The organism is Candidatus Photodesmus katoptron Akat1, from assembly GCF_000478685.1.
Taxonomy (GTDB): Bacteria; Pseudomonadota; Gammaproteobacteria; order Enterobacterales; family Vibrionaceae; genus Vibrio; species Vibrio anomalopis.
This window is the reverse complement of the sequence record NZ_AMSD01000001.1, coordinates 17,032-42,499: the sequence shown is the minus strand read 5'-3', so window position 1 is coordinate 42,499 and position 25,468 is coordinate 17,032. Positions and strand designations below refer to the sequence as shown.

The window sequence follows — 25,468 nt, the reverse complement described above, 5'->3', positions numbered from 1 at the left end:
GTTATGAATATAAAAAGGATCATTATATTAACATTAATAATATTTATTACAGCTTGCAATAGTAATGACGAATATAACTATACTCAAACAAAGGAATCTTTGTCACCGTCTTCGGATTCATATAACTCTGAAGAAAAACTAAGAAAAATGTCTGATCTTGTCGTACCTAATGATTTTAATTATAATTCAATTATAGAAAAAGAAGTTATTGTTGATATTAGCACTTATTCAACTGAAAAAGCTCATCTTTCGATTTACAGCAGGTTTTCAATAAATGATAATGGAAATTATATACCCGATTTAAATAGCAGAATACTTTCTACTCCGTTAGATAATGGGAAAGCAACATTAAATTTTTACGTAAATGATATACAAGCCAATACATTAGCAGAAATATGGTTTTATGATGGAAAAGATCCAATTCAGCACCAATTTACTCCGCTAGAAAATAGCTGGATATGGTAAATATTATAAAAAAACAAATACAAACGTAATGTTATGCTACATTGGCAATATATCAGTTGATAACTGCTAGTCAGTCAATTCCTTAGCCTTGAATTTAAAATAAGGATAATTATTTAATATGAGTAATAAATTGGAACAACTACGAAAACTTGTTACTGTCGTAGCAGATACTGGAGAAATTAGTGAAATTAAAAAATATAAACCAAAAGATGCAACTACTAATCCATCTCTTATTTTAAAAGCAGTCAAAAATAGAAATTATGAAGCATTACTCTATCAAGCGATTAAATATGGGAAAATTCAAGGCAATAATAAATCAGAAAAAATTCAATGTACTTGTGATATTCTCACTGTTAAGATAGGAGAAGAAATTCTTAAAACAATTCCTGGTCGTATTTCCACCGAAGTAGATGCCCGACTTTCTTATGATACTTATAGAAGCATAGAAAAAGCTAGGAAATTAATAAAAATTTACAATAATTTGGGAATTTCTAATAATCGTATTCTCATCAAATTAGCTGCCACTTGGGAAGGAATACGAGCTGCAGAACAACTTGAAAAAGAAGGGATTAATTGCAATCTAACGCTGGTATTTTCATTTGCTCAAGCGCGTGCATGTGCTGAAGCTAATGTCTTTTTAATTTCACCTTTTGTTGGTCGAATTATGGATTGGTATGAAAGAAAAGAAGGTCATGATTGCAAAACTAAAATAGACCCAGGTGTTCTATCAGTATCTAATATATATTCTTACTATAAAGAATATAGCTATAAAACAATTATAATGGGAGCAAGTTTTCGGAATACAAAACAAATTCTTGAACTTGCAGGTTGTGATGCTTTAACAATTCCCCCTCAACTTTTAAAACAACTAGAATCTGAAAAAGGTAAAGTAACACGGAAACTAGTGAAGTCTATCCATGAAAATAATTCTAAAAAACGACCTGTTTCGATGACTCATTCTGAATTTCTTTGGGAACATAATAATGATCCAATGGCTGTAGAAAAATTAACTGAAGGAATACGAAATTTTTCAATTGATCAAAAACAATTAGAGATGATAATTGAAGATAGACTTTAGTTATTGATTTTAATAGAACATTCCAATTAAAACCCCAATTTTTCTTACCTAATTTAAAATTTCCCGGATGTGATATATGAACCATAGATATTTAGCCAACGCTATTCGTGCTTTAAGCATGGATGCCATACAATTGGCCAACTCTGGTCATCCAGGTGCACCAATGGGTATGGCAGATATAGCCGAAGTGCTTTGGCGTTTTCATTTAAACCATAATCCACTCAATCCAAACTGGATAAATCGCGATCGTTTTGTATTATCTAATGGTCACGCTTCAATGTTAATATACTCTGTATTACACTTAACTGGTTATGCAGTTTCAATTGATGATTTAAAAAAATTTCGTCAATTACATTCTAAAACCCCTGGTCATCCAGAATATAGACAAACTCCGGGTATTGAAACCACTACTGGACCATTAGGACAAGGGCTAGCTAATGCTGTAGGAATGGCCATAGCTGAAAAAAATTTAGGAGCTAAGTTTAATAAAGAGCAATATAGAATTATTGACCATTTTACTTATGTATTTATAGGTGATGGCTGTTTGATGGAAGGGATATCTCACGAAGCTTGTTCTTTAGCAGGAACATTAGGTCTCGGAAAACTTATTGCTATTTGGGATAACAATGGAATTTCAATAGATGGTGAAGTAAAAGGATGGTTTTCTGATAATACTGCTAAGCGTTTTGAAGCATATGGATGGCATGTAATTCCGATGGTAAATGGTCATTCTTTTAAAGAAATTAATAATGCAATTGAAGAGGCTAAAGCAGAATTAGCTCGCCCTACCCTAATTTGCACTAAAACTATTATTGGTTTTGGCTCACCAAATAAATCTTCTTCTCATAATTGCCATGGTGCACCATTAGGTATCAAGGAAATTTCTTATACACGTAAAAAATTGAATTGGAAACATTCTCCGTTTCAGATTCCAGAAAAAGTTTATAATGCTTGGGATGCTAAGGGAAAAGGGAAATTAAAAGAATCAATTTGGAATGATCTGTTAGTAGCATATGGTAACGAATATCCAAAACTGGCAAGGGAATTTAAACGTCGAATTATTGGTGAATTACCTAAAGAATGGAAAGAAAGATCAAATAAAATTATCGCTAACCTGCAGTGTAATCCGAGAAACATAGCATCACGAAAAGCATCACAAAACGCATTGGAAGAATTTAGTTCAATATTACCTGAATTACTAGGAGGATCTGCTGACCTTTCACCATCTAATCTAACTAGATGGTCAAACTCTAAAATTATCTCTTCTAATAATCCATCAGGCAATTACATTCATTATGGTGTACGTGAATTTGGTATGACAGCTATTATAAATGGTATATCACTCTACGGCGGATTTATTCCATATGGTGCAACATTTTTAATGTTTATGGAATATGCTCATAATGCAATACGTATGGCTGCATTAATGAAAATTCAAAATATTCAAGTATATACACATGACTCTATCGGTCTTGGAGAAGATGGACCAACTCATCAACCAATTGAACAAATTGCATCACTACGTTTAATACCAAATATGAGTACATGGCGTCCATGTGATCAAGTAGAATCTGCAGTTGCTTGGAAATTAGCAATTGAAAGAAAAAATGCTCCAACATCTCTTATCTTATCTCGTCAAAATTTAACACAACAAAATCGAACAACACAACAAGTTGAGAATATTAAAAAAGGTGGATATATTCTAAGGGATTGTATTAATAAACCAAAATTAATTCTCATTGCAACTGGTTCAGAAGTTCAACTAGCAATGAGAGCAGCTGAAAAATTAAATAGCGAAGGGAAAAAAACTCGTGTAGTTTCAATGCCAGCTACAGATGTTTTTGATAAGCAAGATATACTCTATCAGGAACAAGTTCTTCCTTCAGATGTCAAAGCACGAATTGCTATTGAAGCAAGTATTTCAGATTTTTGGTACAAATATGTAGGATTCTCTGGTAGGGTTATAGGGATGCAAACATTTGGCAAATCAGCGCCAGCTAATCAATTATTTAAAATATTTGGTTTTACTATTGAAAACATAGTAAATATAGCAAATGAATTATTAACTAAAAAATAAAACTAGACTCTCTTAATAATCAATCAGTAGTTATTATTAATTTAGTTGATTTAATCAATCTAAATTTGTAGAAAATATAATAAATATTATTTTAGTATCTCGCATAAAATATCATTATAAAGGATAAAAAATGCCTACTATTAATTTAACTGATGGAAATCAAAGGCAATTTAATACACCAGTATCAACTTTAGATGTTGCTAAAACAATTTCTTTAAGTCTTGCTAGAATAACCATTGCTGGTCATGTTAATGGTGTTCTTATTGATGCTACTGATCTAATAAAAAATGATGTAACCCTGAAAATTATTACAATTAAGGATAAAAAGGAAAGTTTAGAAATTGTTCGACATTCATGTGCCCACTTATTAGGGCACGCTATTAAAAGGCTTTATCCAAAAGCAAAAATGGCAATTGGACCAACTATTAATAATGGCTTTTACTATGATATTGATACGAATCATTCTTTAACTCAAGAAGATATAAAAAAAATTGAACAATGCATGAAGAAATTAGCAAAAAGTAAATATTGGGTCATTAAGAAAAAAGTTAGCTGGCAACAAGCTTATGATATCTTTCAAAAACGACATGAAATGTATAAAATTGAAATATTGAACGAGAATATCTCTCATGATGAATTTCCTGCTTTATACTATCATCAGGAATATATTGATATGTGTCGTGGTCCACATGTCCCTAACATGGGTTTTTGTCAAAATTTTGCTTTGCTCAATATTTCTGGTGCTTATTGGCGTGGTAATAGTAATAATAAAATGTTACAACGAATTTATGGTACAGCTTTTCATGATAAAAAATCACTAAAAAAACATTTAGTTTGCCTTTCAGAAACTATTAAACGAGATCACCGAAAAATAGGAAAAAACCTAGAATTATTCCATGTGCAACAGGAGGCACCTGGGATGATATTTTGGCATTCTAACGGTTGGTCTATTTTCAGAGAATTAGAATGTTTTATTCGAGAAAAATTAATTGAATATGATTATCAAGAAGTTAAAACCCCTTTAATGATGGATAAAACCATTTGGAAGCGTTCTGGACACTATGATAAATATATGGATGAAATGTTTATAACATCTTCCGAATCTAAAGAATATGCTATTAAGCCTATGAATTGCCCTGGACATATACAAATATTTAATCAAAGCTTAAAATCTTATCGTGATTTACCATTACGTATGGCTGAATTTGGTTCGTGCACTCGAAATGAACCATCAGGTGCACTGCATGGCATTATGCGAATTCGTAGTTTCACTCAAGATGATGCACATATTTTTTGTACAGAAAAGCAAATTCAAACAGAAGTTACTAATTGTATTCATATGGTTTACGATATATATAAGGTATTTGGTTTTAAAAATATTTCAGTAAAATTGTCTACAAGACCAAACAAATATATTGGTCATGATAGTACGTGGGAACAATCAGAAAATGCACTGAAAGAATCTCTTGATCAGATGGAACTTGCATATGAAATTCAAGAAGGAGAAGGTGCATTTTATGGACCTAAAATTGAATTTACATTGTATGATTGTTTAAATCGAGCATGGCAATGCGGAACGATCCAGCTAGATTTTCATTTACCAACCCTTTTTGGTATAACTTATATTAATGAAAGCAATAACCGATTAGCTCCAGTTATGATTCACCGAGCAATTTTGGGTTCAATTGAACGATTTATTGGAATTTTAATTGAGGAATATGCTGGATTTTTTCCAACCTGGTTATCTCCAGAACAAGTAGTAGTTATAAATATTACTGATAAACAGATTAATTATGTTCAACAAATTACACGAAAATTAAAAAAAAATGAAATTAGGGCTAAAGCAGACTTGAGAAATGAAAAAATTGGATTTAAAATCCGTGAGCATACTTTAAAACGTGTTTCATACATGTTAATTTGTGGTGACCAAGAAATGATATCTAATAAAGTTTCTGTACGTAATTGTGCAGGAAAGAATTTAGGTCAATTTAAATTAATTGATTTTGTTTCTTACATTCAAACTGAAATTTCTGCCCGTAAACTCAATCTGGAGGAATAAACTATTAAAACTGGGAAACGTAGCCAACAGATGGCAAAACAACAAGACCAACACCGTTTAAATGATGAAATTAGTGGTGTTAAAGAGGTTCGTTTAATAGGTATTAATAGCCAACCAATGGGTATCATTTCTTTTAATAAAGCCTTAGAGATGGCTTTAGAAGTAGGTATAGACTTGGTAGAAATCAGTCCAAATGCTGAGCCGCCAGTTTGTCGGATAATGGACTACGGCAAATTCCTTTTTGAAAAAAACAAAGCTGCTAAGGAACAAAAAAGAAAACAGAAACAGATTCAGGTTAAAGAAATAAAATTTCGTCCTGGAACTGATATCGGTGACTATCATGTAAAGCTACGCAATTTACTTCGTTTTCTAAAAGATGGTAATAAAGTTAAGATTACAGTTCGATTTCGTGGACGTGAAATGGCTCATCAAAATATTGGTATAAACGTTTTAAATCGCTTAAAAAGAGATACAGAAAAATTAGCTATTGTAGAATCTTTTCCAAATAAAATAGAAGCTCGTCAAATGGTAATGCTATTATCTCCAAAGAAAAAGTGAGATGATCAATCTATCATATATTTCATATATATCCCTATAAAATGAAGGCTATTTCTTGTGTATAAAATGAAAACAAACAAAGGGGCAGCTAAAAGATTTAAAAAGACTGCTGCTGGAATTAAGTATAAGCATGCGACTAAACGTCATATTCTCACTAAACGTACTACTAAGAATAAACGTCAACTAAGAGTTAATTCGTTCCTTACAAAATGCGAAGTAGCTGCAGTCAAGCGCATGATAATAAATACTTAAATTATTTTGATATTCTTCAAATAGGGAGAAGCTAATGCCACGAATTAAACGTAGTGTGTGTTCACGTGCACGCCATAAAAAAATTTTAAAACAAGCTAAGGGCTACTATGGAGCTCGTTCACGTGTTTATCGAGTAGCTTTTCAGGCAGTTACTAAAGCAGCGCAATATGCTTATCGTGACCGTCGTTGTAAAAAACGTCAATTCCGACAGCTTTGGATTACACGAATCAATGCCGCTGCTCGAAACAATGGTTTATCTTATAGTTGTTTTATAAATGGCTTGAAAAAAGCATCCATTGAAATTGATCGAAAGATGCTAGCAGAAATTGCAATATTTGATCATGTTGCGTTTTCTAAATTAGTTAATAAAGCTAAAGCTGTTCTTTAAACTTATATCTCTTAATTTAAAACTAAGCATAAAAGAAGGATAGTTGGATAGCACCTATCTTTCTTTCTTAACTTTCAATAGCCTAATTTATACAAAATTTTATCCACAAAAAATGTGGATAAAACCCTAAAAATCTTTTAATATACTGTTATTAATATGAATAGATACTACATCTATCATTTACTTAAGGTATACTGCATTAAACAACAATACCAGACAGAGGACAGAACCACTAATTAAAACTCGAACTAAGTTAACATCTTTATTCCAAATTAGCAGATTAACTATTAATCCAACAGGGATCAAGGCATTATTCATCACTGCCAAAGTCCCTGCATTAACCATGCATGCTCCTTTATTCCACATGAAATATCCAAAACCAGAAGCTATCAATCCTAAATAAATAAGTACTGCCCATTGCAAACTATTAGATGGTAACCGATTAAAATCCCCTAACCATATAAATTCAATGATAGCTACAAATAATGCACCACAATAAAAATAACCAAATATCCTCTTCTGTGGAAGTTTAAAGCATTCTTCTTCGATAAAATGTTTATAACAAGTTTGGCCAATTGCAAAGCAGAGATTTGAAAATTGAACTATGAAGAAACCTACTAAAAAATCATTTTCAAAGTATCTAAATTGAACAAAAAAAACAGCAATAATAGAAATAATTGAACTAAATAAATAATAAAGAGAAAATGAACCTTTTAAGAAATCATAAAGTAGAGTGATATAGATGGGAGTAAAAACACTAAATGAAATAACTTCTTGTACTGAAATAAATCTAAAAGATTGATAATAAAAGGAATACATTAATCCTAGCTGACAGGCACCAATAAGCATTAATTTTATGATTAATATTTTTGGTATGCCTCGAAATTTAAGAAAGGGGGAAAATAAAAAAAAAGAAAGTGCAAGTCGTATTAATACTGAAAAATAAGGGTCTACTTGATCAGAAAGATACACCCCAACCAAGCTAAATGAGAAACCCCAAATCAAAGTGACCAAAGATAAATAGAACAACTACTTCTACCAAATAAATAATAAATTAATACGAGCTACCTTTTCTAGATTTATATTCAATGCTAATAAATAGTATCAGAATAAATATACTAATATTTGTTTAATATCTAATACTAAATATGTTACTTATTCTCTATTCAATAATTATTTAATAACAATAAATTTTATGAGTAATGTTTATGCTATTATCTGAGTTTGAGTTTTTTTTAGGTACTCCTTATAAAATTAATATATATATAAATCAAATTGTTACTTCAAGCTAAATAAAAGATTATTGACATTTTACATGACAAATGGGTACCCTTCCCTGTAAACTTATGTTGAAGTTGCAAAAAGATTTTATAATGTTATCAAAATGATAACATTGTATGCGATAAACGAAGAACATTAAAACCTGTTTTATTAAGTATATCTTACAAAGTGTAACAATATTATACATAGTAATTAAAAATCACCTTTTATTAAGATTGTATAAACCATAATTATTTTTGAAAAAATAAATTAATTCTTACTTTTATAATCTATGTTGATCATCATATAAAATATTGATTGCAGTACAGTCATTCCTTCAAATATTACTTTATGATTAGATATTCAACTATATCTAAAATACTTTTCTTTTATAAGAAGTTACGTTACCTGATAGTATGCACTTCTTTAATAATTTAGGTATAGTTAATTTAGAATTAGGAAGATATAAATGGAACAAACAAAACAGTTAAAACAAAAATACGACTATACGATCGTGTCTCAGTTTAGCATTATGAGTATTATTTGGGGTATTATAGGGATGGCTGTTGGTGTTTTCATTGCCGCTCAACTAATTTGGCCAGAACTAAATTTTAACATACCTTGGTTAACATATGGTCGCCTACGTCCTTTGCATACTAATTTAGTTATTTTTGCTTTTGCTACTAGTACATTATTTGCAACATCTTATTATGTTGTTCAACGAACATGCCAAACGAAATTATTTGGTGGATTACTGGTTAAATTTACTTTTTGGGGATGGCAAGCAATTATTTTTGCATCTATTTTTACATTACCTTTAGGTTTAACTTCATCAAAAGAATATGCAGAATTAGAATGGCCAATTGATATTGCTATAGCTTTTGTTTGGATTTCTTATGCAATAGTTTTCTTTGGAACGCTTGCAAAACGTAAAACATCTCATATCTATGTAGCAAATTGGTTTTATGGAGCTTTTATAATTACTATTGCTATACTACACATTGTCAATAGTGCAGCTATTCCTGTTTCTATAGGAAAATCCTACTCTATTTATTCAGGTGCAGTAGATGCTATGATTCAGTGGTGGTATGGACATAATGCAGTAGGTTTTTTATTAACGGCTGGATTCTTAGGAATGATGTATTATTTTGTACCAAAACAAGCTGAACGTCCAATTTATTCATACCGTCTTTCTATTCTTCACTTTTGGGCTTTAATTTCTTTATATATTTGGGCAGGGCCACACCACCTACATTATACAGCATTGCCTGATTGGACTCAGTCTTTGGGTATGGTTATGTCTCTCATCTTATTTGCTCCTTCATGGGGAGGCATGATTAACGGTATTATGACATTATCAGGTGCATGGCATAAACTTCGTTATGATCCTATATTACGATTTTTAATCGTTTCTCTATCATTTTATGGAATGTCAACTTTTGAAGGTCCTATGATGTCAATTAAAACAGTAAATGCCCTATCACATTATACTGACTGGACAATTGGACATGTACATTCTGGTGCATTAGGTTGGGTTTCTATGATATCTATTGGAGCAATTTATCATTTAATTCCTAATTTATTTAATCAAGAACGGATGTATTCTATTAAACTAATCAATATTCATTTTTGGCTAGCTATGATTGGTACTACGCTTTACATAATAGCAATGTGGATATCAGGTGTAACACAAGGGTTAATGTGGCGTGCAGTAAACTCCGATGGAACTTTAAAGTATAGTTTTATTGAATCAGTACAGGCTTCTTACCCATTTTACTTCATTCGCTTTACTGGTGGTTTCATCTTTTTATTTGGTATGTTACTAATGGCCTATAACACCTATATGACTATTAATGCACCAAAATATAGTCTGAAATTTATTAAGCAAATAGCACAATAGGAAAGTTTCGAATGAATTTAAATTCTAATAATCGTCACGAAATTCTTGAAAAGAATATTGGTTTGCTAGCTATTTTAATCATATTGGCAATTAGTCTAGGTGCTTTTGTTGAAATAATACCTTTAATTTTTCAAAAACAAATCACAGAACCGATTCAAAATCTACGTCCTTATACTGCATTAGAATTGGAAGGTCGTGATATATACATTCGTGAAGGGTGCAATGTTTGTCATAGCCAAATGATTCGTCCATTTCGTTCAGAAACTGAACGTTATGGACACTACTCTTTAGCTGGTGAAAGTGTATGGGAACATCCATTTTTATGGGGTTCAAAACGCACAGGACCAGATTTAGCTAGAATTGGTCAGCGTTATTCAGATACATGGCATCGTCTACATTTACTTAATCCACGTCAATTAATTCCAGAATCTAATATGCCTGCTTTCCCTTGGTTGGAGAAAAAAACTTTAGACAGTACGCTAATTAAAAAGAAACTTAAAATTTTTAAAAATAAATTTGATGTTCCGTATACTGATGAACAAATCTCAAATGCACAAAAAGAACTAGAAGGAAAAACAGAAATGGATGCTATTATCGCTTATCTACAATCTCTTGGTCACGGAATGAGATAAGGAAATGGATATGGCTTTTTTTCACAGTATTTGGACTGTTGTTTTATTTATTAACTTTATAGCATTGCTTTGGTGGGTCTATATAAAAAAAAGTGATTCTGATTTTACTAAGACTGCCAACTTAATTTTTGATGATGATGATGAAGAAACCTCATCACAAAAAGGAGTTAATGCAAAATGACAATATTTTGGAGTTTTTGGATCTTTTCAATCACTATTTCCACTTTACTTGCTTGTACTACACTTCTTTTCTGGTGTCTTAAAAATAAAGTAGGTATTGAAGATGGGAAAGATATGGGTCATGAATATGATGGTATTAGAGAACTCAATAATCCTTTACCAAGATGGTGGGTCTATTTATTTATTAGTGCTCTTATTTTTTCCATAATCTATCTTATTTTATATCCAGGACTTGGAAATTTTCAAGGAATTTTAAAGTGGAAAAGTTCAAACCAAACCGTACAAACTTTAAAACAATCTAAAGCATCTATCTTAGAATCACAAAAAAACAAATCTCTTATCCAATACGCGAAAGAACTTGATGAGGCTAATATTAAATTTAATAAAATATTTAAACAGCTTGCATATCAAGAAGAAGATATTAGTATTTTACGTTCTTTGCCTGACATAGCAAAAAACCCTAATGCTTTAAAAGTAGGACAGCGTCTCTTTTTACAAAATTGTTCACAGTGTCATGGTTCTGATGCTCGTGGTCAAAAAGGATTTCCTGATCTTACAAATAATATTTGGATATATGGTGGTGAACCTGCTGATATAGTGAAAACTGTAATGCAAGGAAGAATTGGTGAAATGCCTGGTTGGAAAAATATTTTAGATGATAAAAGCATTAAATCACTTGTTAGCTACACACTAAGTCTTTCTGGTCGTTCAGTAAATACTAGGGAAGCAAAATTAGGAGAAAAGCATTTTATTGTCTGTTCAGCTTGTCATGGTACTGATGGAAAAGGTAATTCTAAGTTAGGTGCACCAGATTTAACCGATCAAATTTGGGTATATGGTGGTTCCCGTGCTGATGTAACAGAATCAATTAAAAATGGACGATTTAGCGTAATGCCTTCATGGAAGGATATTTTAGATGAAGATAAGATACAACTTGTTTCTGCTTACGTATGGAGTTTAAATAATAAAGACAATGATTAATAAATAATTATTCTACACATATTATGAGAATTTTATTATGCTCAAACCTTGGTATAAGCAGTTCTGGCCATGTTTTTTAATAGCACTTCCCTTATTAGTTATAATAGCTTCAATCATTACAATCTTAATATTTTCTAAAAATTCTATAAATTTAATTTCTAAAGATTACTATATCAAAGGGAAAAGTACGAATATTAACCTTTATCTTAGTAGAATTAATGTTGCTAGAAAATTAAAGATCAATGCCTATATATTCTTTGATAAAAAGAATATTATTATTCGATTGGATAAAGGAAAGTTAGAACATTATCCTGATATAAATACTATATTTACTCATAGAACATCAGCTGGATATGATTTCTCTTATCAAGTACTATCAAAAGGTAATAATCAATATCATATTCCTATAAATCGGAATATGATAGAAGGACCGTGGTTTATTAAAATTTCTCCTAATAATAAACGATGGTTAATTGAAGGGAAAGTAACCTTTCCTTCCTCTGAAATCCAATCAATATGCTAATTATTTTTTATGAAAAAACAATGCTACCATTGTGGTCAAGATATACCAAAAAATACAGTATATAAAATAAAAATTTTTGGAAAAATAAGATATATGTGCTGTCCAGGTTGTGAAGCAGTTGCCATAACTATCTGTGATAGCGGTCTTCTTAGCTACTATAAGTATAGAACCGAACCTGCCAAGACAGTGAATGTAATCGCTGACCAGTTACAAAATTTAGTACATTATGATAATGAAGATATTCAATCAGAATTTGTACATAAAATAGAAAATCTATCTGAAATCATGTTATCTCTTGAAGGAATATCTTGTGCCGCTTGTGCTTGGTTAATTGAAAAAAAACTATCTCATCAAAAAGGAGTTGTATCTATTCGAGTCAATATCACAACTAGCCGAGCATTATTAACATGGAATCAAACTACTATAAAATTAAGTTCACTACTTTTATCTATCCATCAATTAGGATATAAAGCCGCACCTTTTGAAATTGATTCTTTGGAGAATAGCTATAATCAATCTATGAAAAAATATCTTTATCGATTAGGAATAGCTGGGTTAGCGAGTATGCAGATTATGATGCTTGCCATTGTTCTTTATTTTGAAGTTTTTAGCGATCTAGATAAAGAGTTTAAACACTATTTTCGATGGATTAGTCTTATTTTTGCTACACCAGTTATCTTATATTCAGCATTACCATTTTATTTAAATGCATATCGCAATATTAAATCAGGAATATTTGGAGTAGATCTACCTGTTTCAATTGCATTGATTTTTTCATATATTGCTAGTTTTATTGCAACTGTAGATAATAAAGGTGAAGTGTTTTTTGAATCAATCTCTATGTTTACTTTTTTTTTGCTAATTGGACGTTTCTTAGAAATACAAGCCAGAAGAAAAGCCAGTATAGAAAGTAGTAATCGTCTAAAATTAGTGCCCGCTTTGGCTAACACAATTACAGGAAAACAAATAGCGGCTAATACTTTACAACTTGGTGATAGAATAAGAATTTTTTCTGGTGAATATATTCCAGTCGATGGAAAAATAATTTCAGAATATGCATACATTGATGAATCTATTCTTACTGGAGAAACAATTCCAATCGCAAAACAATGTGGTGATATTGCTTATGCTGGAACTTTAAATTTAGATACTGAAAAATCATTTGATTTAGAAGTAGTCTCTACTAAAAATAATTCAATGGTATCAAATATTGCACGTTTACAAGATAAGGTTCAAATGTCTAAGCCAAAAATAGCTAAAATAGCTGATATTTTAGCTCGTTATTTTGTTATAATAATTTTATTAATTGCAGCTTGTACATGGTTATTTTGGCATAAATTAAAATCTGATGACGCTTTTTGGATTATGTTATCTGTACTTGTTTCAACTTGCCCTTGTGCCTTTTCACTTGCTACTCCAGCTGCCTTGACTTGTGCAACTTTTAGAATGGGAAAACTAAATATTCTATTACGTAAAGGGCATGTTTTTGAAACTTTATGTAAAGTAAAACATCTTATTGTAGATAAAACTGGGACATTAACTCATGGTTATATTAAAATCTGCAATGTTACTCTACATTCTACTCTTACTAAAGAAAATGTTCTTGGAATTGCAGGTGCTTTAGAGGCATATAACAATCACCCAATAGCACGTGCGTTTAAACAATATAAGAATGATTCATTTAAAATTAATAATGTTAAAAATTTTATTGGTTCTGGAGTACAGGGATACTATCAAGGTAAATTAGCAAAAATTGGAAATGAAGCTTTTGTTTTTGGTTCTTCAGGTGAAAAAATAGAACAAGATAGTATATATTTATCTTTAAATGGTGAACATGTAGCTACTTTTATATACAGAGATCCTATTCGTTCAGAAAGCAAAAAATTTATAGAATGCTTCAAAAATCTAGGTGTTAAAATTACCTTATTAACTGGTGATTCAAGTATTAATGCTAATAATGTTGCAAAATTCATTGGTATTGATAATGTCATCTCAAATTTAAAACCAAAAGATAAGCTATCTTATTTACAGAAATTTAATAAAAATGATATTACGATGGTTATCGGCGATGGAATTAATGATGCCCCTATTTTAGCTGGTTCCCATATCTCAATCGCTATGGGAGGAGGTTCAAATTTAGCAAAAACTTCTGCAGATATGGTGCTTTTAGAAGATCAATTAAATCGTATTTTGCAAGCAAGAGAACTTGCTTTAAAAACTCGTAGGATTATTTTCGAAAACCTAGCATGGTCATTAGGATACAATTTTTTTATATTACCACTTGCTGTTTCTGGTCTAGTCGTGCCATATTTAGCTGTAATTGGTATGTCATCTAGCTCTATTATAGTACTATCAAACTCTCTTCGTTTACTAAAAGAAAAGGTAACATGATGGAAAGTCTTTATATTCTTATTCCAATTGGAATAATACTAATCTATTTGGCAATGATTATATTTTTTTGGGCAGTGAAAACTGGTCAATTTGAGGATCTAGATCAAGAAGGATGTAAGATATTATTTTTAGATGAAAATAATAATTAATCTCAAAATTGAAAATGATAGATTCACATTTTTTAATCGCTTTTTTAATTGGCTTGCTCAGTGCAGGTCACTGTATAGGAATGTGTTCAGGAATAGCCAGTTTTGTTTCAATGCACAATGATAAACCTTCTAATAAATTTATTCCGGTATATTACAATCTAGGTAGATTATGCACTTATTCATTATTAGGAGCTATAGTAGGAGGAACTATTTCTTCTGTTGCAAACATTATTAATTTCACTAATTCTCTTGCCTACTTAAGACTTGCTGCATCTTTTTTTCTAATTGCTTTATCCCTTTATCTTGGACGTTGGTGGTTTGGATTACTTTATATAGAAAAATCGGGGAAAACTATATGGAAATATATTATACCTCTAGGAAAAAAATATTGCCTTTAAGAACTCCAATACATGCTTTTCCATTTGGTTTTATATGGGGATGGTTACCATGTGGTCTTGTTTATTCAACTCTAACTTGGTCTGCACTATCTGGTGGTATAGTCAATGGCGCTCTTGTAATGTTTTGCTTTGGTTCTGGAACATTACCAGCAATGTTACTTATCCCTTGTGGGAGTAATTATATAAAAAGATTGCAACAATCAAAATTTTTCCAACAATTAGGTGCTGTTATTATTCTTTTTTATGGAATATATACCGGATATCAATCTATTAGGATGCTTATTTATTTAAATCATCAAAGTTAAATTTATTATTCTAAGCATTAAAATTTTTTTTATGTATTTTTTTAGTTGAAATAATTTTCAACTCAATTCCAAACATATTTCGATAAATGATACCTTTAACATGAAAAAAAAATGGTATAGTAAAGATTAAACCAATTCCATAAAATAAAATTGATAGCAAAAATATCAAAAAAAGCAATAAATAAATAAATATTATAACAAAAAGTTTTTTATTTATTGCTCGAAATGAAAACAATAAAGATTGTATTGGTAAAACCCCTTTTTCACAAATAAGCAAAATGGAATTACTAAATGCTACTGAAAAATACAGAGATAAAAATGGAAATATTATTTCTGCAATATTTTGAATCAATAAGCTTAAAAAAGTAGCTAATATTACCGGAATAGTAAATTGTAATCCTTTAATAATATGTAATTTCTTAGTAGAAAGACCAGCTACATGACTCATTGCCATTAAGCTAATACCTGCGTAAATAGGAGCACTAATAATTGTAGTGATGAAACTTGATAAAAACAAAGAATCTATCAAATTTGAATCAAAGATATTATTTGGATTTTTCAATATATCAATAATAATTGAAAAATTTAAAAGTTGTAATTTCAATGCAATATAAAATACTCCAATGTGTATAACTGTAAAAATAACAATAGAAGGAGAAAATGATAACAAATTTTTCATGGTATGATTCCATGCTTCTTTAAATATCTCGGTAATTTTTAGTTCATAATTACCAGAAATACCACGCTCAAGACTTCCACCTAAATTAATTTTATTTTCAATATTATTGTTCATTAATTAAAATCCAAATTTTTGCAATACACAGAATAATATTTTCAATAAAAAATGAAGATTTATTGAAAACTTAAATTAGAAAAGCAGAAAAATACATTTAATAAAAAACAGTAAGATACTTATATCGGTTTTGCAATTAAATTAAATTGATTTACTTCGACTAATACCACTTTAAATTTATCACCTAATTGATAGATCAACTTTTCATTGAAAAAAAAAGAGCCACTATCAGCACTATATTTAATATCTTCTTTACTTCCAAAAAATAAAATAGGAATAAATGCTATTGCACCATTTTCAAGAAGACGAATGCGCATCCCTGAACAACTAGCATCAAAAATTTCAGCTGTAAACTGAATTTTATTTTTTGGTGCTTGAGAGAGCGCATTTCCATATAACCAATCTAAAACATTTCGATTTGCAATTCTATGATGTTTACGAGATAAATTTAATTCTTTACAAAGTGATTCATCTGGAATTTGTACAGGTTTTTTATCTAAAATATAGGCTTTCAGCATACGATGGTTAATCATATCGCTATATTTGCGAATTGGAGATGTCCAAGTAGCATAAATATCCAATCCCATAGCATAATGAGGGCTAGGTAAAAAATTTAATTTGCTATGTACCTGAAATTTTCTTATAAAATAATCAAAGTAATTTGTATCTTGATTATTTAACCAATGACGTAAAGCAATAAAACCATTTAATGTAGACAGTTCAGAAGAATTAGCTGGAAAAGTGCTTTTTTTATTTAAAAATCGAGTAATATAATAAAGTTTATTTTGTTTAAAACCAGCATGTATATTGAACAATCCTAATGAAAATTTCGCATTAAGTATTTTTCCAGCACAGATATTAGCAATAATCATAGATTCTTCAATTAAATGATGTGCGCTACGACGTATATCAGAATGAATAACAATAGAATCATCATTCTCGTTTAATGAAAATCGATAGTCGGGGTATTCAGGAAAAACGACCGCATTTTTTTTTCTCCAATTTAATCTAACTTGTGAAAGTTCATAAAGAGCAGTTAATATATCACTTATTGCTTTATTAGGACACCAATCTGTAGATTGACCGGTTTCAATCCAATCTGAAACATAATCGTAAACTAAACATGCATGAGACCTAATATTAGCAGCAAAAAAATCAATGGTTTTTTCAAGAATAAAACCATCTTTAGTTATCAATACTGTACAACAAAGGGCTGGACGAACTTGATTTTCAATAAGTGAACATACATTTTCAGATAAATCACGAGGTAATATTGGAATATCTAAACCAGGCAAGTAAATGGTAAAACTTCGCTTACGTGCCAGTGTATCTAAATTATCTTCTGGAAGAAGATATGCTGTTGGATCGGAAATAGCAATTGTTAATTCAAAATCACCATTATTACTTTTTTTAATATATAAAGCATCATCTATATCCTTTGTTGATTTACTATCAATCGTAATAAAAGGGATGGTAGTCATATCAAAACGCTTTAAATCTGCATCATCTTTTAGTTTCCAATTATTATTAGCAGAAATAGGTTCACTATTGCATAGATTATTCTTTGCTAAAATTGTTAACCAATGTGCTATTTTAGCATTTGCTATTTTCCTCGAAATTTCAACAAGAAAATCTTTATCTCCTTTAAGAGGATGATGAATTAAATAAGCGAAAACCAAATCATTATTACAAAAACTTTCAAAAGAAAGTCCTTTTTTAAGCTGAGCTTTTATTAATTTCATCTTATATTTTGGATGATCTGGTAAGAAAACAAATTTACCTTTGGATAATTTAATGTGACCTATAAAATACGTTACACTTTTTTCTAAAAGTTTTTTTGGTTCTGCAATTTGTTTTTCTTCTGCTGTCAGATGAATATTCGCAATAACTTTATCACCATGAAGACATTTTTTCATATAAAAAGGAGGAATAAAAAAATTAGTCTTAGAGTCTAAGACCTCAAGAAAACCAAAAGTCTTCCCAGTAGATTTAACAACCCCTATTTTCTTTGGTAGATCTCTTTTCAATTTTTTCTTAAGCTGAGCAAGCAATGGATTATCTTGAAACATCTCACTCCTTTCTTTTATCTATATGATTTAAATTAAAATATTAAAGCTACAAAACAGTGCCATTCAATATTTCCTTTAAACCTATCAAAGCTGCTATAAGTAGTAAGCCTACAATGATACGCTCTTTACCTTTGAATAAATGAATATTTTGTTCTCTTTGAGATTTAATAAAAAAATATAAACCTGGCAGGTAAAGTACAGCAGACATAATAAAGAACTGTAACCCTGATGCATATAATAACCATATACCAAATGAAGTAGATAAAAAACCAAGTACTATACCAAAAAGATTTTCTTGTTTTATAGCAAATTTCAAAGTATAAATACCAACCAATAAATAAGGTACTAGTATCATCTCAGAAGCTATCCTATATAATGAATCATAAGTACCATCAAGGCACATGACAAAAATTAAGGATACTTGAATAGCTATAGTAGTGAATATTAATGACCTAATAGGAGTTCCATTAGCATTAACCCGTCTATAAGTTTCTGGAAATAATTTATCTTTTGCGCATGAATATGGAACTTCGGTGGCATAAATTAGCCAGCTAAGAAAAGAACTACAAACTGAAATAATAAGACCAATACCAATAATATATTGCCCTAAAGGTCCCATTATAGATGTAAGGATTTTAGCTGTTGAAGGATTTGGATATTTTGCTAACTCAACTGATTGAATAACACCCATGGAAGTAAGTGTTACTAAGACATAAATTAAAATAGTAGTCAGTAAAGCCAATATAGTAGAAAAACCGATATGTTTTCTGTGTCTTGCCCGATTTGATAATACTACTGCACCTTCAATACCAATAAATACCCAAACAGTAATTAGCATAGTTGCCTTTACCTGTGAAAAAAGGTCGTATTCTTTTCCAAAATGGGCTCCATGAAAATCAAACATAAACGTATCCCAATGAAAAGCTAACAACGCTAATATAATAAATATGAATAAAGATAGTAATTTTGCAAAAGTAGCTAATAAATTTATAAAAGCAGCAGTTTGAATACCATTTGAAATAAAAATATGAATCATCCAAAGGAAAATAGATGCGACTATAATTGAAACAGCATTATTACCTACCCCAAATATTACTAAATCTGAAGTGTCAAATAACAGACCTAATGTAGCGCAGATGATCACTAAATATGATATATTAGTAAATGTAGCACTAACCCAATAAGCCCAAGCTGAACAAAAACCCGTTAATCTCCCAAAACCGTGCTTTGCATAACCAAAGATGCCAGTATTAATATGTGGGTTAGTTATAGATAAATACTGTAAAGAAAGTGCTAAAGATATCATTCCTACACCAGTTATCAACCAAGCAATTATAATAGCAGCTGGACTAGCAACTGCAGCCATATTTTGCGGTAAGCTAAAAATCCCAGCCCCAATCATGGAACTAATGATTAATGCGGTTAATGAAGCTAATCCAAGCTTTTTATCCATAAAATCAATTTCCTTTTTTTATTATTTAACTTTGAATTGGTTATTGATTCACTTTTGTATTTCAAAAATACAACTGAATAACTGAAATTAGTATACAAGCAGGCCGACGAATACCTTCAATTTCAATTTGAATCTCTCTTTCAACTCTTAAACTTTTTTTAATTGGAACTACGTTAAGTAATTTACTTTTAGCCCTTATATTATTCCCAGATTTAACTGGATATGGGAAACGCACTTGATTTAAACCAACATTGACTATCATCCTAGCAGTAGGAAATCGGAAAGTATCAGAACCTGAGCTATCGGTTAAACGAGGTAAAAGAGATAAAGTTAAAAATCCATGAGCAACCGTTGATTTATATGGAGATTCTTTTTTCGCTCGTTTTGGATCTGTATGAATCCATTGCATATCCTCAGTGACTTTAGCAAACTGATCAATACGATTCTGATCAATTCGCATCCAATCACCTACATGAATTATTGCACCAATTTGGTTTTGCAATTCACTATACACAATTTGAGCTTCAGGGTTTAAAGAAAAAGTTTCCAACACAGGAATATCTATATTATTTACTTCTACTTTTTGTAAATCACGTACCCAAGAAAAGAAATAGCTAGTATTTTTTCTATCGAAAAAAACTTCCCAATATTCACGCAATGTGGGAGGCATCCAATTAGGAAATTCAGGATTTTTTTTCGACGTAGACTGCGTACAATTTTTAAAAAAACTCGTTACTTTCATGGAAACCTCAGAGTTAATCTAAGAAACAAATAATTCTTAATCTTGAAGTAACTGAAGATTATATGCAACGCTTTTACAAATCTCAACTAATAAGTTACATTTAAATCTTTGATAATAATAGTTAAAAAATAAAACATAAAAATTTATAAATAAAGGAAACAACATAACAAGAATCATTTTGTTATTTTTTCATGCAGAATGGTTTGATAAGCAATATCTTTCCGATAAAACATACCATTCCAACTAACTTGATTAGCTAACAAATAGGCAATTTCCTTGGCTTCAGAAACCGTCTTACCTAACGCTGTTGCACAAAATACACGCCCTCCATTAGTAACCAACTCCCCAGATTTTTTTCTTGCTGTACTTCCGTGAAAAAGTTTTTGATTTTGCATTTTTACTTCAGAGGTTGATATTACATGACCCTTAGCAACATCTCTCGGATAACCATCTGATGCAAGGACAACACCAACAGCAGCATTAGAATTCCAATTAGAATTTTCAAAATTTAGCCGATTATGAATAGCAGAAAGACACAGGTCTACCAAATCTGATTCCATACGCATCATAATACATTGAGCTTCTGGATCGCCAAATCGACAATTATACTCAATAACCTTTGGCATACCTTGAGAATCAATAATTAAACCTGCATATAAAAAACCTGTATATGGACAACCTTCTAAATTCATAGCATGAACAGTTGGATAAATAATCTTCTCTAGCACACGTTTATAAATTCTATCTGTAATGACCAAAGCAGGAGAGCATGAGCCCATACCTCCTGTGTTTAGACCCTTGTCTTGATCACCGACTCGTTTATAATCTTGACTAGTTGCCATTGGTAAAACATTGAATCCATCAACCATTACAATAAAACTAGCCTCTTCACCTTGAAGAAATTCTTCAATCAGCACAATCCTTCTATCTGACTTATTAGCATAAATATTTTTAATCAAAATATCCTTGACTGCGCTTTCTGCTTCCTGAAAAGTTTTTGCTATAACAACACCCTTTCCTGAAGCAAGGCCATCAACCTTAATAACTATTGGTAATCCTTGCTTTCTGATGTGATGTAAAGCGGGTTCAAGTTCGCTAAAAACTGAACAGGCTCCGGTGGGAATTTTATGACGTAACAATAAATCTTTAGCAAAAGATTTAGATCCTTCAATCTTCGATGCAGCTTTTGTTGGACCAAATATTAATAAACCAGCTTTCTGAAAAGAATCCACAATTCCTTTTACTAATGGCGCTTCTGGACCAACTATAGTAAGGTCTATTCTAGTTTTTAAAGAAAAGTCAACCAGAGCAGAGATATCTTCAATTGAAATTTCCACATTCTTTACTTTAGGCTCAAGAGCAGTACCTGCATTACCAGGAGCAACAAATACTGTTTTTACATTCAAATTCTGCGCTGATTTCCAAGCAAGCGCATGCTCACGTCCTCCAGAACCTATGATCAATACCTTCATTGAAATCTCTTATTTTTATTGAATAGGTTCAGAATAAAGCGATTTACCTGGTTGTCAAGAATTAGTGAAGGAAATGACGTATACCAGTAAAAATCATGCTTATACCATGTTGGTCAGCTGCTTTAATGATTTCCTTATCACGTATTGAACCACCTGGTTGAATAATACATGAAATTCCAACTCTTGCAGCCTCATCAATTCCATCACGAAAAGGGAAAAAAGCATCTGATGCCATAACACAACCTTTTAATTTTAATCCTAGTTCGGTAGCTTTCATTTTAGCAATTTTAGCTGAATAAACGCGACTCATTTGTCCAGCTCCTATACCGACGGTTACACAATTTCTTGAGTATACAATAGCATTAGACTTTACGTATTTTACAACTTTCCAGCAAAATAATGAATCCTTTAATTCTTTTTTTTCAGGTTGCCTTTTTGACACTACTTTAATCTGATTTTCAGAAATCATAGCTTGATCATAATCTTGAATGATTATTCCACCTTTAATACTTTTTATATCGAAACCATAAATTCTATTTGATTGAATTCCACTACACTGCAGTAAACGAATATTTTTTTTCTTATTAAGAATTTTTATTGATTCATCTAAAATAGATGGAGCAATAATAACTTCACTGAATTGTTTTTCTATAATTGCTGATGAAGTTAATGGATCTAGTATTCTATTGAACGCAATAATACCTCCAAATGCAGACACTGGATCTGCCCGATAAGCATTATCATAAGCTTCAAAAATTGTTTTTCCTAACGCTACAGCGCATGGATTAGTGTGCTTAATAATAACACATGCTGGCTCATTAAACTCTTTTATACATTCAAGAGCTGCATTAGTATCAATGATATTATTATAAGAAAGCGCTTTACCTTGTATTTGAGAGGCAGTCAATACAGACGGATCTAAAAAATTTTCTTCGGCATAAAGTGCAGCAGTTTGATGAGAATTTTCACCATACAATAAAGTTTGTTTTTTCTTAAAACTTTTAGAAAAAACCATAGGAAATTTACAGTTTCTAGACCTTTTTTGTTTACCTTTACTGATTAGAGACTTTTCATTAAAATAACTAGAAATAGTACTTTCATAGTTAGCAGTATATTCAAAGGCAGAAGCAGCAAGACGAATTCGAGTTCCTGAACTTAAATAACCATCGCTAGAATCAATTTCATCTATAATGCAATCGTACTCATTAGGATTAACCACAACAGCAATATCTTCATGATTCTTTGCTGCAGCACGAACCATCGTTGGACCACCAATATCAATATTTTCTAATATCTCAGATGATGTGCAATTACCTTCAGAAATAGCTTGCTCAAATGGATAAAAATTTACAATAACTATATCTATTGGAGTAATATTATGTACCTTCATTTCGTGATCATCTTGACCGCGACGACCAAGAATACCAGCGAAAATTTTATGATGTAAAGTTTTGATTCTACCGTCCATAATTTCTGGGAAACCAGAATAATTTGATACTTCAGTTACTAACACACCATGTTCTCTGAGGTACCGAGCAGTACCATCTGTAGAAATTATATTAATGCTATTATCTATTAAAGATTTTGCAAATTTAACAATGCCAGACTTATTGGATACACTTATTAAAGCATGACGAATGAGACGAACATCATTCACGTTATCTTTCCTTAAATTATTTATAGTAAAAAACATATAACTTTTATTCTAACTAGTTTTTTTAAAAAAATCTTATCAAAATTACTAGTATCTTATTTCAATAAGGAATTAACTTAAAAACTATTAAACTTAGTAATTAAAGCTTGCAGCTAAAAATTTTAAAGCTAGTATGTACTAAGTAAATTTAAATTAATTGATGATTATCTGACTCAATTTCATTGAGTAGTTAAACAATAGTAAAATAGGAATAGTATGAATTTGACACCGGTAATAGATATACTTACTGGAAATTTAGCAGTAAGTAGTTTCGCAACAGTTTCTGGTTGGGTACGTTCACGCCGTGATTCCAAAGCAGGTATCTCTTTCATTTCCATTTATGATGGTTCTTGTTTGAGCTCTTTACAAGCTGTAGTTCCTAACACTCTTGATAACTATAAAAGTGAAATATTAAAATTAACGTCAGGTTGCTCTATTAAAGTAAAGGGGGAAATTGTTGAATCTCCTGGTAAAGGTCAACATTTTGAATTATCTGTAACTGAGTTTAAGGTAATAGGTTGGATTGAAAAACCTGAAACTTACCCAATGGCAAAGACTCGTCAATCTATGGAGTATCTTCGTGAAATTGCTCATCTTCGTCCACGCAGCAATATAATTGGAGCAGTTTCACGTGTACGTAATGCTTTATTCTGTTCGGTTCACAATTTTTTTCAAAAAAATGGTTATTTATGGGTTTCTACACCTTTGATAACCTCATCTGATACAGAAGGCACTGGTGAAATGTTTCGTGTATCGACTTTAGATATACAAAATCTATCTTTTAAAAAACAAGGAAAAGTTGATTATAGTAAAGATTTCTTTGGACAGGAGACATTTCTAACAGTATCAGGTCAATTGAATGCTGAGGCATATGCCTGTGCTTTGAGTAAAGTTTATACGTTTGGTCCTACATTTCGAGCTGAAAATTCAAATACAAGTCGCCATTTATCAGAGTTTTGGATGGTTGAACCTGAAGTAGCATTTGCAGAACTACAAGATATTGCTCACCTTGCTGAAGAAATGTTGAAATATATATTTCAAGATGTACTTCAAAATTGTAGTGAAGACCTTAAGTTTTTTTATCAAAATACTGATAAAACAATTATTTCTCGCATAGAAAAGATTCTAGATTCTAAATTTTTAAAAATAGATTATACTGATGCAGTTCAGATTCTACAAGATTCTAATAAAAAATTTAATTTTTCTGTTGAATGGGGAATTGACCTTTCTTCTGAGCATGAGCGTTATCTAACTGAAAAATACTTTGGAGCACCATTAATTGTAAAAAATTATCCTAAAAACATTAAAGCATTCTATATGCGACTTAATGATGATAACAAAACTGTAGCTTCAATGGATTTGCTCGTTCCTGGTATTGGGGAAATTATAGGCGGGTCTCAACGCGAAGAACGTTTAGATATATTAAATGCTAATATGATTAAAATTGGTATAAAACCTGAACAGATGAATTGGTATCGCGATCTTCGCCGTTATGGGACTGTTCCTCATTCTGGGTTTGGTCTTGGTTTTGAACGTTTAGTATCTTATGTTACTGGTGTGAAAAATGTTCGTGATGTTATTCCATTTCCACGCACACCTTTATCTGCAAAATTCTAATCTAAAATCAACTAATTCTTACAGGAATTATAT

General features: G+C 30.8%; 22 protein-coding genes and 1 pseudogene. 16 read left to right on the top strand and 7 right to left on the bottom strand.

Annotated elements, in window-relative coordinates; all coding sequences use genetic code 11:
* The first annotated feature begins 3 nt into the window (after positions 1 to 3).
* From O1U_RS00195 to rplT, 7 genes are all read left to right on the top strand, one after another.
* Positions 4 to 465, top strand: a complete 462-nt coding sequence (locus O1U_RS00195) for a hypothetical protein (RefSeq protein ID WP_040356488.1) — start codon at positions 4 to 6, stop codon at positions 463 to 465.
* A gap of 118 nt (positions 466 to 583) precedes the next feature.
* Complete coding sequence (gene tal, locus O1U_RS00190; protein WP_016503399.1) at positions 584 to 1,543, top strand: transaldolase; 960 nt, start codon at positions 584 to 586, stop codon at positions 1,541 to 1,543.
* Positions 1,544 to 1,619: 76 nt separating this feature from the next.
* Positions 1,620 to 3,620 (top strand): transketolase, encoded by a 2,001-nt coding sequence (tkt, locus tag O1U_RS00185; protein WP_016503398.1) that lies wholly within the window; start codon positions 1,620 to 1,622, stop codon positions 3,618 to 3,620.
* 130 nt (positions 3,621 to 3,750) lie between these two features.
* Positions 3,751 to 5,679, top strand: a complete 1,929-nt coding sequence (thrS, locus tag O1U_RS00180) for a threonine--tRNA ligase (protein ID WP_016503397.1) — start codon at positions 3,751 to 3,753, stop codon at positions 5,677 to 5,679.
* A gap of 30 nt (positions 5,680 to 5,709) precedes the next feature.
* Entirely contained in the window at positions 5,710 to 6,237 is a 528-nt protein-coding gene (infC, locus tag O1U_RS00175) for a translation initiation factor IF-3 (RefSeq protein WP_016503396.1), read from the top strand.
* A gap of 57 nt (positions 6,238 to 6,294) precedes the next feature.
* Complete coding sequence (rpmI, locus tag O1U_RS00170) at positions 6,295 to 6,489, top strand: 50S ribosomal protein L35 (protein WP_034411429.1); 195 nt, start codon at positions 6,295 to 6,297, stop codon at positions 6,487 to 6,489.
* Between the two features lie 34 nt (positions 6,490 to 6,523).
* Positions 6,524 to 6,877 (top strand): 50S ribosomal protein L20, encoded by a 354-nt coding sequence (rplT, locus tag O1U_RS00165; protein ID WP_034411430.1) that lies wholly within the window; start codon positions 6,524 to 6,526, stop codon positions 6,875 to 6,877.
* A gap of 180 nt (positions 6,878 to 7,057) precedes the next feature.
* On the opposite strand, the gene O1U_RS00160 is transcribed toward rplT, so the two are convergent.
* Positions 7,058 to 7,906, bottom strand: coding sequence for an EamA family transporter (locus tag O1U_RS00160; protein ID WP_016503394.1), 849 nt, complete (start codon positions 7,904 to 7,906; stop codon positions 7,058 to 7,060).
* Between the two features lie 700 nt (positions 7,907 to 8,606).
* Between O1U_RS00160 and ccoN the strand changes: the two genes are divergently transcribed.
* From ccoN to O1U_RS04970, 8 genes and pseudogenes are all read left to right on the top strand, one after another.
* Positions 8,607 to 10,037, top strand: a complete 1,431-nt coding sequence (ccoN, locus tag O1U_RS00155; RefSeq protein WP_016503393.1) for a cytochrome-c oxidase, cbb3-type subunit I — start codon at positions 8,607 to 8,609, stop codon at positions 10,035 to 10,037.
* Between the two features lie 11 nt (positions 10,038 to 10,048).
* The gene (gene ccoO, locus O1U_RS00150; RefSeq protein ID WP_016503392.1) at positions 10,049 to 10,669 is read left to right on the top strand and encodes a cytochrome-c oxidase, cbb3-type subunit II; all 621 of its coding nucleotides are present in this window, start codon (positions 10,049 to 10,051) and stop codon (positions 10,667 to 10,669) included.
* Between the two features lie 10 nt (positions 10,670 to 10,679).
* Positions 10,680 to 10,850, top strand: coding sequence for a cbb3-type cytochrome oxidase subunit 3 (locus O1U_RS00145; RefSeq protein WP_016503391.1), 171 nt, complete (start codon positions 10,680 to 10,682; stop codon positions 10,848 to 10,850).
* Positions 10,847 to 11,830, top strand: coding sequence for a cytochrome-c oxidase, cbb3-type subunit III (gene ccoP / locus O1U_RS00140; RefSeq protein WP_016503390.1), 984 nt, complete (start codon positions 10,847 to 10,849; stop codon positions 11,828 to 11,830). The genes O1U_RS00145 and ccoP overlap by 4 nt, the downstream gene beginning before the upstream one ends.
* Before the next feature lie 37 nt (positions 11,831 to 11,867).
* Entirely contained in the window at positions 11,868 to 12,353 is a 486-nt protein-coding gene (locus O1U_RS00135; protein WP_016503389.1) for a FixH family protein, read from the top strand.
* A 9-nt stretch (positions 12,354 to 12,362) separates the two neighbouring features.
* Complete coding sequence (locus tag O1U_RS00130; protein ID WP_034411433.1) at positions 12,363 to 14,744, top strand: heavy metal translocating P-type ATPase; 2,382 nt, start codon at positions 12,363 to 12,365, stop codon at positions 14,742 to 14,744.
* Positions 14,744 to 14,893, top strand: a complete 150-nt coding sequence (gene ccoS, locus O1U_RS00125) for a cbb3-type cytochrome oxidase assembly protein CcoS (protein ID WP_034411434.1) — start codon at positions 14,744 to 14,746, stop codon at positions 14,891 to 14,893. The genes O1U_RS00130 and ccoS overlap by 1 nt, the downstream gene beginning before the upstream one ends.
* 14 nt (positions 14,894 to 14,907) lie before the next feature.
* Positions 14,908 to 15,596, top strand: a pseudogene (locus O1U_RS04970) (sulfite exporter TauE/SafE family protein).
* A gap of 10 nt (positions 15,597 to 15,606) precedes the next feature.
* Here O1U_RS04970 and O1U_RS00115 read toward each other — a convergent pair.
* The 6 genes from O1U_RS00115 to purH form a co-directional block, all read right to left on the bottom strand.
* The gene (locus O1U_RS00115) at positions 15,607 to 16,389 is read right to left on the bottom strand and encodes a hypothetical protein (protein ID WP_016503385.1); all 783 of its coding nucleotides are present in this window, start codon (positions 16,387 to 16,389) and stop codon (positions 15,607 to 15,609) included.
* Positions 16,390 to 16,508: 119 nt separating this feature from the next.
* Positions 16,509 to 18,458, bottom strand: coding sequence for an exoribonuclease II (locus tag O1U_RS00110; RefSeq protein WP_016503384.1), 1,950 nt, complete (start codon positions 18,456 to 18,458; stop codon positions 16,509 to 16,511).
* Between the two features lie 46 nt (positions 18,459 to 18,504).
* Positions 18,505 to 19,911 (bottom strand): basic amino acid/polyamine antiporter, encoded by a 1,407-nt coding sequence (locus O1U_RS00105; protein WP_016503383.1) that lies wholly within the window; start codon positions 19,909 to 19,911, stop codon positions 18,505 to 18,507.
* 61 nt (positions 19,912 to 19,972) lie between these two features.
* Positions 19,973 to 20,653: a MaoC family dehydratase gene (locus tag O1U_RS00100; protein ID WP_016503382.1), complete on the bottom strand. Its 681-nt coding sequence runs from the start codon at positions 20,651 to 20,653 to the stop codon at positions 19,973 to 19,975.
* 173 nt (positions 20,654 to 20,826) lie between these two features.
* On the bottom strand, positions 20,827 to 22,125 hold the full coding sequence (gene purD / locus O1U_RS00095) for a phosphoribosylamine--glycine ligase (protein WP_016503381.1): 1,299 nt from the start codon (positions 22,123 to 22,125) through the stop codon (positions 20,827 to 20,829).
* A 61-nt stretch (positions 22,126 to 22,186) separates the two neighbouring features.
* On the bottom strand, positions 22,187 to 23,782 hold the full coding sequence (gene purH, locus O1U_RS00090; RefSeq protein WP_016503380.1) for a bifunctional phosphoribosylaminoimidazolecarboxamide formyltransferase/IMP cyclohydrolase: 1,596 nt from the start codon (positions 23,780 to 23,782) through the stop codon (positions 22,187 to 22,189).
* Positions 23,783 to 24,034: 252 nt separating this feature from the next.
* Between purH and asnS the strand changes: the two genes are divergently transcribed.
* Positions 24,035 to 25,435, top strand: a complete 1,401-nt coding sequence (asnS, locus tag O1U_RS00085; protein WP_016503379.1) for an asparagine--tRNA ligase — start codon at positions 24,035 to 24,037, stop codon at positions 25,433 to 25,435.
* Positions 25,436 to 25,468: the final 33 nt, after the last annotated feature.

Bases quoted from the DNA above. Each gene is read 5' to 3' on its own strand.
- O1U_RS00195 (WP_040356488.1), top strand. From the start codon at position 4: ATGAATATAAAAAGGATCATTATATTAACATTAATAATATTTATTACA.
- tal (WP_016503399.1), top strand. From the start codon at position 584: ATGAGTAATAAATTGGAACAACTACGAAAACTTGTTACTGTCGTAGCA.
- tkt (WP_016503398.1), top strand. From the start codon at position 1,620: ATGAACCATAGATATTTAGCCAACGCTATTCGTGCTTTAAGCATGGAT.
- thrS (WP_016503397.1), top strand. From the start codon at position 3,751: ATGCCTACTATTAATTTAACTGATGGAAATCAAAGGCAATTTAATACA.
- infC (WP_016503396.1), top strand. From the start codon at position 5,710: ATGGCAAAACAACAAGACCAACACCGTTTAAATGATGAAATTAGTGGT.
- rplT (WP_034411430.1), top strand. From the start codon at position 6,524: ATGCCACGAATTAAACGTAGTGTGTGTTCACGTGCACGCCATAAAAAA.
- ccoN (WP_016503393.1), top strand. From the start codon at position 8,607: ATGGAACAAACAAAACAGTTAAAACAAAAATACGACTATACGATCGTG.
- ccoO (WP_016503392.1), top strand. From the start codon at position 10,049: ATGAATTTAAATTCTAATAATCGTCACGAAATTCTTGAAAAGAATATT.
- O1U_RS00145 (WP_016503391.1), top strand. From the start codon at position 10,680: ATGGCTTTTTTTCACAGTATTTGGACTGTTGTTTTATTTATTAACTTT.
- ccoP (WP_016503390.1), top strand. From the start codon at position 10,847: ATGACAATATTTTGGAGTTTTTGGATCTTTTCAATCACTATTTCCACT.
- O1U_RS00135 (WP_016503389.1), top strand. From the start codon at position 11,868: ATGCTCAAACCTTGGTATAAGCAGTTCTGGCCATGTTTTTTAATAGCA.
- O1U_RS00130 (WP_034411433.1), top strand. From the start codon at position 12,363: ATGAAAAAACAATGCTACCATTGTGGTCAAGATATACCAAAAAATACA.
- ccoS (WP_034411434.1), top strand. From the start codon at position 14,744: ATGGAAAGTCTTTATATTCTTATTCCAATTGGAATAATACTAATCTAT.
- O1U_RS00115 (WP_016503385.1), bottom strand. From the start codon at position 16,389: ATGAACAATAATATTGAAAATAAAATTAATTTAGGTGGAAGTCTTGAG.
- O1U_RS00110 (WP_016503384.1), bottom strand. From the start codon at position 18,458: ATGTTTCAAGATAATCCATTGCTTGCTCAGCTTAAGAAAAAATTGAAA.
- O1U_RS00105 (WP_016503383.1), bottom strand. From the start codon at position 19,911: ATGGATAAAAAGCTTGGATTAGCTTCATTAACCGCATTAATCATTAGT.
- O1U_RS00100 (WP_016503382.1), bottom strand. From the start codon at position 20,653: ATGAAAGTAACGAGTTTTTTTAAAAATTGTACGCAGTCTACGTCGAAA.
- purD (WP_016503381.1), bottom strand. From the start codon at position 22,125: ATGAAGGTATTGATCATAGGTTCTGGAGGACGTGAGCATGCGCTTGCT.
- asnS (WP_016503379.1), top strand. From the start codon at position 24,035: ATGAATTTGACACCGGTAATAGATATACTTACTGGAAATTTAGCAGTA.